At 65.5% G+C, this 11,645-nt stretch carries 9 protein-coding genes; 3 read left to right on the plus strand and 6 right to left on the minus strand.

The features are described from left to right. Nucleotides 1-3 precede the first annotated feature (3 nt). The 5 genes from LZC94_00880 to LZC94_00900 form a co-directional block, all read right to left on the minus strand. Nucleotides 4-666: an RNA polymerase sigma factor gene (locus LZC94_00880; GenBank protein ID WXB15833.1), complete on the minus strand. Its 663-nt coding sequence runs from the start codon at nucleotides 664-666 to the stop codon at nucleotides 4-6. Nucleotides 667-850: 184 nt separating this feature from the next. Then, nucleotides 851-1,828 (minus strand): TauD/TfdA family dioxygenase, encoded by a 978-nt coding sequence (locus LZC94_00885; protein WXB15834.1) that lies wholly within the window; start codon nucleotides 1,826-1,828, stop codon nucleotides 851-853. Nucleotides 1,829-1,841: 13 nt separating this feature from the next. Beyond that, nucleotides 1,842-3,140, minus strand: a complete 1,299-nt coding sequence (locus LZC94_00890; protein ID WXB15835.1) for a 1-acyl-sn-glycerol-3-phosphate acyltransferase — start codon at nucleotides 3,138-3,140, stop codon at nucleotides 1,842-1,844. Nucleotides 3,141-3,154: 14 nt separating this feature from the next. Next, nucleotides 3,155-4,192, minus strand: a complete 1,038-nt coding sequence (locus LZC94_00895; protein ID WXB15836.1) for an NAD-dependent epimerase/dehydratase family protein — start codon at nucleotides 4,190-4,192, stop codon at nucleotides 3,155-3,157. Then, nucleotides 4,176-5,333 (minus strand): SDR family oxidoreductase, encoded by a 1,158-nt coding sequence (locus tag LZC94_00900; protein WXB15837.1) that lies wholly within the window; start codon nucleotides 5,331-5,333, stop codon nucleotides 4,176-4,178. Before LZC94_00900 ends, LZC94_00895 begins: the two co-directional genes overlap by 17 nt. A gap of 212 nt (nucleotides 5,334-5,545) precedes the next feature. Here LZC94_00900 and LZC94_00905 point away from each other — a divergent pair, with 212 nt between their 5' ends. The 3 genes from LZC94_00905 to LZC94_00915 all read left to right on the plus strand — a co-directional run bounded on the left by LZC94_00905 (nucleotide 5,546) and on the right by LZC94_00915 (nucleotide 9,294). After that, nucleotides 5,546-7,336, plus strand: coding sequence for a gamma-glutamyltransferase (locus LZC94_00905; GenBank protein WXB15838.1), 1,791 nt, complete (start codon nucleotides 5,546-5,548; stop codon nucleotides 7,334-7,336). A 134-nt stretch (nucleotides 7,337-7,470) separates the two neighbouring features. After that, nucleotides 7,471-8,613 carry a lactonase family protein gene (locus LZC94_00910; GenBank protein WXB15839.1) on the plus strand — a complete coding sequence of 381 codons (1,143 nt, stop codon included), beginning with the start codon at nucleotides 7,471-7,473 and terminating at the stop codon, nucleotides 8,611-8,613. 39 nt (nucleotides 8,614-8,652) lie between these two features. Further along, on the plus strand, nucleotides 8,653-9,294 hold the full coding sequence (locus LZC94_00915; protein ID WXB15840.1) for a TetR family transcriptional regulator: 642 nt from the start codon (nucleotides 8,653-8,655) through the stop codon (nucleotides 9,292-9,294). A gap of 518 nt (nucleotides 9,295-9,812) precedes the next feature. Here LZC94_00915 and LZC94_00920 read toward each other — a convergent pair. Further along, nucleotides 9,813-11,393: a M4 family metallopeptidase gene (locus LZC94_00920; GenBank protein WXB15841.1), complete on the minus strand. Its 1,581-nt coding sequence runs from the start codon at nucleotides 11,391-11,393 to the stop codon at nucleotides 9,813-9,815. Between the last annotated feature and the right edge of the window lie 252 nt (nucleotides 11,394-11,645).

Consider the following 11,645-nt stretch of genomic DNA (forward strand, 5'->3'; position numbering starts at 1 on the left):
GCGCTAGCCTCGCCCTGCCGACATCAACGAATCGTCGAGGCCCCGCTCCTCTTCCCCATCGCCCGAGGCCACCGTGCTCGACGCATGGGCGGCGGCCGTGCGGCTGGGAACGGCGGAGAGGATCTTGAGCTGCCTTCGAACGAGCTCGCGCGCTTTCCTGACGCGGCTGTACGCGGTGTCGACGGGGACCCCGAGGACCTGCGCGAGTTCAGGACCACTCAGGTCCTCCCAGTAATGAAGCTCGAGGGCAATTTGAAAGTTCAGAGGAATGCGGCGCAGCGCACCCAAGAGCAGCTCGTGATCGCGCCGCTCGGCTGCCCGTGTGCTGGGGGAGGGGTCCAGATCGAACGCGGTGACGGTGTCGTACTCGAACAACTCCGCCGCGCGCTTGCGACGGCGCAAGTGCTCGTAAAGTTGGAAGCGAGCAATGCTCAGCAAATACGCACGGAATGTGGAGCGTGCTTCGAAGCGGTCCCGCGCGGCCAGCAGGGCCATCATCGTTTGCTGCACCAAATCGTCGGTGTCGGAGGAAATTTTGTTGGCGAAGAAACGATAAAGTACATCGAAATAGCGTTTGAGCAGCAGCTTTCCGGCCGCCTCGTCGCCACCGCTCCAACGGTCGAGGAGCGCCAAATCATCGGTCGCGGATCCGTCTCGCGATGTCACATGCACACCCTTCCCTGAAAACGACGGGACCAATGCGAAATACGGCGGAACGATAGCTCAGTCGACACGATGCCGCCAGCAGCTTCCCCGTCCATCTATTTCGATAAAGGATATGCAATTGCGATGCACGCGAATGGGATTCGCATGAGGTTGTCGCAACTTCACACAATCGACAAGACGCTCGTTACGGTCGGTCGTGGTTATTTCGCGCAGAGCGCCGGCTGATTGCTACGCGAAAGGATTGTCCGTACGCAAAATTTGCCGTGAGGGTCATGGCTGAGATGAGTCGCCGTTCGCACGCAGGATCATAGGCCGTGCGTCCGTGCAGGACGCGATGGTTGTCGATCATGAGAAGATCGCCCGCGACCCACTCGACTTTGCGCGTGTGCCGATCGGTCGCGTTCCGAATTTGCTGCATGGCGCGCGGCGCGATGGGCATACCGTCCTCGAAACGAATTTCATCTTCGATGGCCGGCTCCATATAGGAGCAGACGTGGTTCGCGAACGCCCACGTCCGGCCGTCACGTCCCAATGTGACGCCATGGCGTTTCACCTCCGCATGCAGGTTTCGGGCGTCGTCGAACCAGTGGCGAACGCCGGGGGTCCCTCGGGCCATGTGCTCCACCGCCGCGCGGATATTTCCCTCGCCATCGTCGGCGTTGATGCCATATTCGAGGAGCTCCTTCGGCACACACAGGCGATAGACCAGGCGCTTCTCGAGAAATTGCTTGCGCAATCCGGGGTCGAGCTCGTTCCACGCCAGGGCGCCGTCGCAGAGGAGCGTGTGGCCTTCGTGCTCGGGCGGGCGCTCGCAATAGAGCCAGACGATCTCGGGCCAGTATTGCTGGAAGAAGTAGCTATTCTCCGAGTGGAGCGGGATGGGCAGTCCGGGGTAGTCGGTGAGGACGCTGGTGCCCCCGGTGCCGAGGGCGTCGCGCCGTCGTGGTGCGTCCATCCGAAGGAGGGTGTGCGAATAGAGGTTCACGGCGTCGAGGACGTTCGACGGCTCGAGGGAGAAGCCGCGGAAGAGGAGCGCTCCGTGCCGCTCGAAGAGCGCGATCACTTCGTCGGGCGAGAGATCGGCGAAGTGGGCCCCCCGCCGCGCCTCGAGGAGGTAGCCGAAGTCGAAGAGGTTCCGTCCCGTGAAGGTCCTGGTATGCATGATGATTGCCTGATCATTGGGTGAGGATGCGGGCCGTGGGTCGTTCGCGACCGAGTCGTTTGAGCAGCATTTGCGCGCGGTGCCAGCGGCGAATGTGGCGCAGGCTGTCGCTCTCGGGGCCGGCGCCGAAGTGGTGATGCAAAAGATCGAGCGCCTCGTCCGTGCGCCCGTTCTTGGCGAGCGATGCTGCATAGTTCACGGCGAAGCGGCTGGGGCTGAGATTGTACGCGGCGGCGTTTTCGTACGCCGTCTCCATGGCGGAGACCGCGCGTGCTTTGTCGCCGCCGAGGATGCCCGGCACCCTCAGCATGTATTGCCCCAGGACATAATTCACGTAAGGCTGGCGCGGATCGCGCGCAAGCAGCGCGTCGATGCGGCGGCGAAACCCCGGGAGCAAGAAGATGGAGGCGAAGACCGGGAGCGACCCCACGAAGAACCCGAAGGCGCGCAGGTGCTGCACCTCCAGCCGCAGCGACCATGCCAACCGGCGCCCGAGGCGGGTGATGCGCAGCACGCGGAGGGCATCGCGCGCGGAGACGTTCTCGGCGCCTTTGTCGAGCAGGCGCTCCAGGGCGTCGCGCGCGCGGTCGGCGAGGTGCTCGGCCTCGAGGTGCAGCGCGTCGTCCCCGAGCAGCTCCGCGTCGGTGGCCGAGACCAGCTCCTCGAGGGTCCTTCGCGTGTGCTCCATCACGCGCTGCGCGCGGCGCCGTGCATCGCCGTCCGGCTCCGTGAAGTCGCTGGGGCGCACGATCTCGCCAAAGGCGACCCCCGCCATCTCGCCGCGCCGGAACCAGAGGCTCCCCTTTGGAAGAACGCGCCCGGTGCCGCGCATGGCGATCGGCAAAAGAGGCACGTCCAGCTGCACGGCCAGGTTGAAGGCGCCGTAGCGAAAGGGCAGGAGCGCGGAGCTCTCGGAGCGGTGGCCCTCGGGGTAGATGATGAGGGTCTTGCCGCTCGCGAGCTCCCTCTGGATCCGCGCATAGGTCGCGGCGGGATCGGCGGGGTCGACGGCGATGTCGCCCGCGGTCTCGTGATAGAGGCGCGCCCAGGTGCCGCGGAAGGCCTTGACATTGGTGACCGTGTAGGCGCGCCGCCCGTGGAGGGTCCACAGAAGGAAGGCGATCACGTGGCCGTCGAAGTAGCTCTGATGGTTCGGCACCAAGAGGATGGGCTGCTCGTCCGGCAGGCGGGCCACATGGAGGACGTATTTCAGGTGCTTCGCCACCTTGCGGAAGAGCACGAGCGCCGCCGCGCGAAGGAGGACCGCGCGCAGCGCCCCGAGTGGCCATGTCAGCACGCTTCCCCATGCCATCGGAGGCTCCATGTTCAAACCGAGGCCGAGACCAATCGGTGGGCGATGAGGCTCTCCCCCATGTCGATGACGGCATGGTGGATGGAGCGCGGTTTCCAGTTCAGCACGCGCGTGATCTTCTCGGTCGACACGTCGACCCTTCGTCCGAGCTTGTGGGTCACCGTTCGCAGCGACGGGTCGACGAAGGCCATGGCGCGCAGGACCAGGTCGGGCAGGGTGCGCGTCGGCACCCGGTAGCCGCGCGGCGCGAAGTGTTGGTGCAGCATGCGCGCGATGTCCGGCATCCACGCGTGACCGCTGGCGCAGCAGAATCGCTGGTTGGCCGCCTCGGGGGTGAACATGGCGGCGACGTGCGCGTCGGCCACGTCGCGCACGTCGGCGATCGCCCAGCCGATGCGGGGCGAGCCGGGGACCTCGCGCGCGAGCAGCCGCCGGACCACCTCGGCCGACGCGGAAGGATCGCCGCCGAGCAGCGGGCCGAGGACGAGCCCCGGGTTGATGGCCACCAGCTCCATGGCCCCGCGGCTGGCGAGGACGAACTCCCACGCCGCGCGCTCGGCCAAGGTCTTGCTCTTGTCGTAGGCGCCCAAGTTCTCGTCGTCGGACCAGTCTTTTTCGCTGTGGGTGCGCGCGGTGCGATCCTTGGTGAAGATCACGGCCGAGAGCGACGAGGTCAGCACCACGCGCTTGACCCCCACGGCGTGCGCCGCGCGCAGCACGCGCAAGGTGCCCTCGCGCGCCGGGACGATGAGCTCGTCCTCGTGCTTCGGCGGGCGCGCCGGCAGCGGGGACGCCAAGTGCATCACGTACCGGTACCCGCGCAGCGCGTCGGTCCAGCCATGGTCGCGATCGAGATCGGCCATGGCAAACTCGAGCCGGCTCACATCGGCGTGCTTCGCCAGCACGTCGCGCACGGATTCGACGCTCGCCGCCCTGCGCACGGTGCCGCGCACACGGTGGCCGCGCGCGAGCAAGGTCGCGATGCAGTGCTGCGCGATGAACCCGGTGGCGCCGGTCACCACCACCGGGGGGCGATCATCGAGTGCTTGCACCGCTGCACCCGCGCATCGTGAACGAGGTCGGCCCCGGAGCGCTTCGTGTGCGTCGCTCCTCGACCCACTGCGTGCAGAAGCGCCGTACGTCGTTCGCGTCGAGCGAAATGGGGGCGCCAAAGGCGCGCGCAAAGCGCTTCTTGCCGCCGTGCAAATAGCCGGCGTAGAGGTTCGTGGCCGCCTCCAGCGCCTTCTCGAGCGGCGCCCTTTCCTTCACGGGATCCGGGACGAGGGCCAAGCGGGGCACGGAGACGGCGTCGCACATGGCGTTCAAGGTCTCGACCAAGGGCGGGCATCCCTCGCTCGTCACATGGTGGATGGGGCCCTTGGGAAAGCCGGCCTCGCGCAGCGCCGCCAGGGTGTCCACCACGTGATCGACCGGCACGAGATCGAGCTCCGTGTCGGGATCGGCCGACAGGCGAAGCGGGAGCTCCTGGCGCCGCATCGCATCGCGCAGGGCATGAATGGCGCGCAAAAACCCGTACAGCCCATGGTTGGCGCCGCCCGATGCGTACGTGTCCGCGGGGCCCACGATCACCGAGGGGCGCACGATGCGCCAGTCGAGGGTGCTCCGGCTGCGCGCGGCCGCGGCGAGGACGTGCTCGCTCGCGCACTTGCTCTGCTCGTAGGCGTTGACGAAGGGGGCATCGAGCGGGTGCAGCGCCTCGTCGATGGCGCCCGAGACCTGGCCGCAACAATACGACGTGGATGTGTGAATGAACCGCGGCGCGCCGATGCGCTCGGCCAACGCGAAAGCGCGCTTCGTGCCATCGACATTGGTGCGCACGATGGCGTCGGTGTTCCCGGCATCGAAGTCCGTGGTGGCCGCGAGGTGCCAGAACTCGGTGATCCGCGCCTCGCGCAGCTGCTGCATGTCGTAGCGATCGAGCCCGCACCCCACGCTCACCATGTCGCCCGCCAGCACCTCGACCCGACGATGCGCGTCTTGGGAGAGGTACGAGCCGCGGCTCTGCGAGGCGCGCATCAGACCATCGAGCACCCGCAGCCGCGCGTGCGCCGGGTGGGTGGCGCGCACGATGGCGAACACGTGAAGATCGGGATCGCGCTCGAGGAGCTCGTGCAGCAAATGCCGCCCGAGAAAGCCCGTGGCGCCGGTGAGCACGATGTTGATGGATGACATGATGCGACAACCCTCCGAGGTGCTCCGCGAGCCTGCGCGGGTGCCTCGATCGATCAGTGTCGGGAGGGCCCTCGGTCTGTGAGGTCAATGCACATCAAAAAGGTGTGAGCGCCTCAACCGCGTACTCATTGCCGTGGAATCGAGCGCGGGCAGGTCAAAAGCGGCCCGTGTGATCCTTGTTGCTCACGGGGGCGGGCGCTAGATGGATCGATGTGTTTACGACCCGTCCCGAGCTCATTGGTACGCATGGCATGGTGGCGAGCACGCATTGGTTGGCCTCGGCCGCCGGCATGGCCATCTTGGAAGAAGGTGGCAATGCCTTCGACGCCGCCGTGGCCGCCGGCTTCGTGTTGCAGGTGGTGGAGCCGCATCTGAATGGACCGGGGGGCGAAGTCCCCGCCGTGTTCTATGCCGCGCGCGAATCGCGGCCGCGTGTGCTTTGCGGCCAAGGGGTCGCGCCCGCCGGTGCGACCATCGCGCACTACCGCCATCTCGGTCTCGATCTCATCCCGGGCAGCGGGCTCTTGGCGACCACGGTTCCTGGTGCGTGGGATGGCTGGCTGCTCCTCTTGCGCGACTACGGCACCAAGACCTTGCGCGAGGTGCTCCAGCGGGCGCTCGGTTATGCGCGCGGGGGCTTTCCCATCATCGCGCGCATTTCTGAAACAATCGGCGCCGTCTCCGATTTATTTACGGACCATTGGCCCACGTCGGCGGAGCTCTGGCTACCGCGCGGCCGGCCCCCCGCCCACGGCACGCGATTCGCCAATCCAAGGTTGGCCGATACGTGGGAGCGCCTCCTGGCCGAGGCCGAGTCTGCGGGCGGCGATCGCGAGGCCCAAATCGAGGCGGCGCGGCGCGCATGGTCCCACGGCTTCGTGGCCGAGGAGGTGGATGCCTTCTGCCGTCAGGCTTTTCGCGATGACTCCGGGCGCGATCACGCGGGCGTACTGACCGGTCAAGACATGGCCGGCTGGCAAGCTTCGTTCGAGGACGCGCTCACCGTGGAGCTCGGTGAATGGACCTTGGTGAAGTGCGGTGCATGGACGCAAGGACCGGTGCTCGCACAACAACTCCTCCTTTTAGAGGGCTTTGCCGATCGGTTGTCCTACTCCAAAGGAGCCCCCACGGCGGAGACGATTCACCTTGCTGTCGAGTGTGCCAAGTTGGCATTCGCCGATCGCGAAGCATGGTATGGCGATGATACCAGTGTTCCTCTAGATACGCTTTTATCGCGCGATTACGCAAACCAGCGCCGCGCCCTCGTCGGAGACCACGCCTCGTTGGAGCTCCGTCCCGGCTCGCCCGACGGCCGCGCGCCGCGCCTCCCCGCGTATGCGGCCGCCGATCGCTCCTTCGATCCGGCCCTGAGCGATGCGCTGGGCGATCCCACTGTGCGGCGCGATGGCACCGTGCGGGGTGACACCGTGCACGTCGATGTGGTCGACGTCCATGGCAATATGATCTCCACCACGCCCTCGGGCGGTTGGCTGCAATCGTCCCCCACGATTCCGAAGCTGGGCTTTTGCTTGGGCAGCCGCGCCCAGATGTTCTGCCTCGAGCCCGACTTGGCCAGCGGCTTGCGTCCGGGCCGTCGCCCGCGCATCACGCTCTCCCCGTCGATGGCGCTTCGCCATGGCGAGCCTCGCCTGGCGTTTGGCACCCCGGGCGGCGATCAACAGGATCAGTGGCAGCTGTGCTTTTGGCTCGCGCACACGGTCGGCGGATTGAACCTTCAAGAGTCCATCGACGCGCCGGCCTGGCACTCCGCTGCGTTTCCCAGCTCCTTCTTTCCGCGCAACTGGCGGCCGGGCGAGCTGGTGGTCGAGTCCAGGCTAGGTGCGGATGTGCTCGAAGAGCTGCGCGCACGTCATCACCGCGTGATCGATGCCGGCCCCTGGTCGCTCGGTCGACTGTCCGCTGTATCCCGCAATCCCACCGATGGTCTCTTGCGCGCAGCGGCCAATGCGCGGGGTATGCAAGGATATGCCGTAGGCCGTTAGTGTGCCGGGGGGACGCTTTTCCAATGGCCCCCTGCACCATATCGTGATGTAACCCCTCTGCGCGAGTCGCGAGCGCGCGCGTGTATCCGTGCGTCTGCACGGGTACCGGACCGTAACCAAGGGGAAGGTGCACAGTGTCCGAGGAGAAGGAAGGACGAGGAATCGTCAAGCGCCGTCAATTTCTGGCTGCGGTGGGGATCGCCGGCATCGGCGGTGCGCTATGGGCTCGTAAGGTCTGGCGAAGCGAATCCGAGAAAGGGTCGGGCGTGATCTACATTGGCGGATACAGTACACCGAGCGGCCTCACCATCGCTCGATTGGATGAAAAAACGGGCGCGCTGATCGCGCTGGGGCAAGTTCCGGACGTCCCCAAGGCATCGTGGTTTGCCTACTCGGCCGACCGCCGTTTTCTTTATCTGACCAACGAGTTCGAGACGGCCGGCCAGCTCACCGCGCTCGACGTCTCCGATCCCAAGCAGCCCAAGGTGCTCGGCACCCAGCCCAGTCGCGGGGCGGCGCCGACGCACGTGACCGTGCACCCCAGCGGGCGCCATCTGCTCACCGCCAACTACGGCGATGCCACGGTGGCGGTGCACCGCATCGAGGCCGATGGCCGCATCGGCGAGTCGACGGATCTCGTGCGCCAGACGGGAACGCAGCGCGAGGCGCACGCGCACCAGGTGCTGGTCGATCCCAGCGGCAAATGGGTGCTGGTGGTGGATTTGGGCGCCGATTCGGTGTTCGTTTATGCGTTCGATCCGGCCGCCGGCAAACTGAAGCAGCACGCGAAGGTCACCTTGCCCACGGGCACCGGCCCGCGGCACCTCGCCTTTCACCCCACGGCCAATCGCGTCTACATCCTAGGCGAGCTGGTTCCGGTGGTCACGGTGGCGACGTGGGATGACAAAAGCGGGGAGCTCACGCTCGGGCAAGTCGTCGGCACGGTGGCGCCGGGCACCACGAGCACCAACTACCCTGGCGAGATCGCCATCTCGTCCGACGGCAAATTCGTCTATGCCTCGAACCGCGGCGAGAACAGCATCGCCACGTTCGCGGTGCAGGATCAGGGCGCGCGGCTGGAGTTCCTCGGCACCACACCGACCGGCGGCAACTGGCCCCGCCACTTCGTCTTGAGCCCGGACGAACATTGGATGTACGTCTCGAACCAGCGCTCCAACAGCGTGACCTGGCTCCCGCGCGATCCAACCACCGGTCGCCTTGGTTCCAGCGCGGGCTCGCTCGAAGTGCAGACGGCCGCCATCGTATCGTTTCGCTGAACGATCGGTTTCGCGGGAGGTACAATCGTTCGTGAGCCCATGCCTTTGCCGAAGAAAGCCACGATCGCACCCCGCAAAAAACCGCAACAAGCGCGCTCCATCCAAACGGTCGCCGGCATTCTCGAGGCGGCCGTTCGCGTTTTGAAGCGGGACGGCGTCGATCAGTTCACGACCGTGCGGGTGGCCGAGGAGGCAGGGGTGAGCGTAGGCTCCCTCTATCAATATTTTCCGAACCGCGAGGCGCTGCTCTTTCGGCTTCAAGCGGCCGGCTGGCGCACCACCGTGGGCTATGTCCAAGAAATCCTGAAGAGCCCGCGCATCACGCCGCTCGAACGGGTCCGGGCCGCCGTCCTCACCGTCTTTCGCACCGACGAAGAAGAGGGCGACGTCCGCGCCGCCCTCGGCGAGGCCGGCGCACTGGCGCGCGACTCACCGCAGGCCAAAGCCCAATACGACCGCGGGCAGGTCCAGGCCGTGGCCTTCCTCAAAGAGGCGCTCCCCGATCTCGACGGCGCGGACATCGCCTTCATGGCCGATTTCATGAGCTCCGCGCTCGCCGCCATCGCACAGCGGGCGACCGAGCGAAAGCTCCTGCCCGAAGAAGGCGAACGATGGGCCAAGGCCACCGCCGATATGTTCTGTCTTTACGTCGAGGCCGCGGCCTCACGAAATAAGGCGTAACAACGGCCCGCACACTTGCGCACGCCGCACGAAACGCGCACGCCGCATGAAACGCGCGTGACGCATGCAAAAGGTGCAACGTTTTGTCTCCATGTCGGGCCGCGGCGTCACGAACCAAGGCGTAACAACGGTCCGCACGAACGCGTACGCCGCATGAATGCGCACGCCGGATGCAAAAGGTGCAACGTTTCGTTTCATGTCGGACCGCGGCGTCACGAACCAAGGCGTAACAACGGTCCGCACGAACGCGTACGCCGCGTGATGCGCACGCCGGATGCAAAAGGTGCAACGTTTCGTTTCCTGTCGGACCGCGGCGTCACGAACCAAGGCGTAACAACGGTCCGCACGCTTGCGCACGCCGCGTGATGCGCACCGCGCATACAAAAGGTTGATCACGGGAAGGCGGGAAGACGGGAAACTCGAGGGATGGACAAGCCATGCTCTTGCTTCTCGTCTTCCAGTCTTCCCGTGATCGCACCCGTCACGTCATGCGCGAAGCTTGCGCGCGCACCTTTAGACTAATTCACGCCGACCGCGCGCCAAGCTGCATCGACGGAGTCGACGACGTCGGCGGGGTAGCCAAGCTGCGTGGCGGCTTGCTTGGTCCATGTCTTCGCCTGGGCGAAGGTGGTGCTCGCCGTGAAGATCGATGTGTTGGCCCGGTAGAAGATTTGGGCCGCGCGCTCGATCCCGATTCCGGTCACTTGGACGGTCGACCGGCCGCGCGGGTGCTTGCCACCTTGCGCGAGCAGGAAGAACGCCAGGTTGGAGATACCGGAGCTGAAGTGCACGTCGATGCCGTTTCGGTAGTCGGCGAAGAAGTCGAGCGAGCGCCCGTCCTTCTTTGGATCGTTCAAATAGCGAAGGGCGTCGCCGGGGGTCCCGGGCGTAAAGATATCTTCGCCGACCTGAAAGATGCCGGGCGAAATGACCTTTCCCGCGCCAAACCATTGGGTGACTTGGCCAAAAATATCCGAGACGGACTCATTGAGCCCGCCCGATTGGTTCGAATAAATGAGGTTCGAGGTGGCCGTGGTCACGCCATGGGTCAGCTCATGGGCGGTCACGTCGAGGGAGGTCGCGAGGTTCGAGAATGTCCTCCCGTCGCCATCACCGTAAACCATCTGGGTGCCGTTCCAGAAGGCATTGTTGTAGGCGCGGCTGTAGTGCACCGAGCTAATGAGCTTGCTGCCGCGGCCATTGATGGAGTCGCGATTGAACAAGGTGCTGTACGCGTCGTACGTGGTTCCCAACAAATTGAAGTTGGTGTTCACGATGGAGTCCGACGACGCGGGCCCCGTCTCGGTGCGCGCAACCGGCCCCGGCAGCACCGTGCTGCCGTTCAAATTGTGCACCTCGCGGTTTTTGGCCGTGTGGATGCTCGGAATGCGATCCACGATGGCCCCCGAAACGGCATTGACCAGGACCGTGTCCAGAATCGGCGTGCCATCGGCCTCGGTCCCCTGCACCGTGACCTTGTACACGAGAAGAAGCGCATCGCCGTCGTAGGACGGTCGATACGCGAGCTCCGCCTTGGGTTCGGCCGTGAGCTCGGCGCCGGCGAGCGAGGCATACGCGCCGTACGCCGCACCTACGGCCGCCTGCGGCGAGAGGCTCGCCTTTGCCGGCGCGGGCAAATCGTCGCGCGCACTTCCATTGGCTCCATAAAGAACGCCCCCGCGGCTATGGACGAGCAGCTCGCCGCCGATCACCTCGAGCCCGTTCTTGAACTGCGTATAGCGGTAGTGCACATCCCCGAGCGCGTCCCGATCCGTGCTCTTCAGCACCAGATCCGCCGCATTGGCGTGAAAAACGGGGGCGATGGTCGCGAGCGCGGCCCGCACATCGTTCTCGGTGCCGGGATCCCTGAGCGAGGCGACCCCGAGATGGCCGCCGATGTACGTGGGAACTCCCGTGGCCTCGTCTGTGGCGATGACCTCGGCCTGAGGCAGTGCATCGATGGCTTTTGCAGCGGGGGACGACGTGTCGGAAACATCGGTGTTGCCGGAGCATGCGAGTGGGGCGCATGCAAGAAGCGTCAAGGACGCGGGCAAAAGCCAATTGCGACGATTTTTGTTCGATAGGACTCTGTGTGTCATGGCCGATAAACCTCCCAGCGTTGTCGAGTGCAGCGGGGTGTTCATTCGAGTCCCCGAATCGACTGGAAATGACTGCGTGTGCAGGCGCGCGCGTCGCTTGGACGCGATAACGTCGCGTCCGATCCAATAGTTCGTATACGAATCGATGGGTGTGCGTCGTAGACGCCAACCGATCGGCGGTGTCGATTCGGTATGATTCATCGTCCCAGCGCGACCCAGCCCGAGCGTCTGTCGACACCGGTCACCGAGGTC

The organism is Sorangiineae bacterium MSr11954 (assembly GCA_037157815.1).
Lineage (GTDB): Bacteria > Myxococcota_A > Polyangia > Polyangiales > Polyangiaceae > Pendulispora > Pendulispora albinea.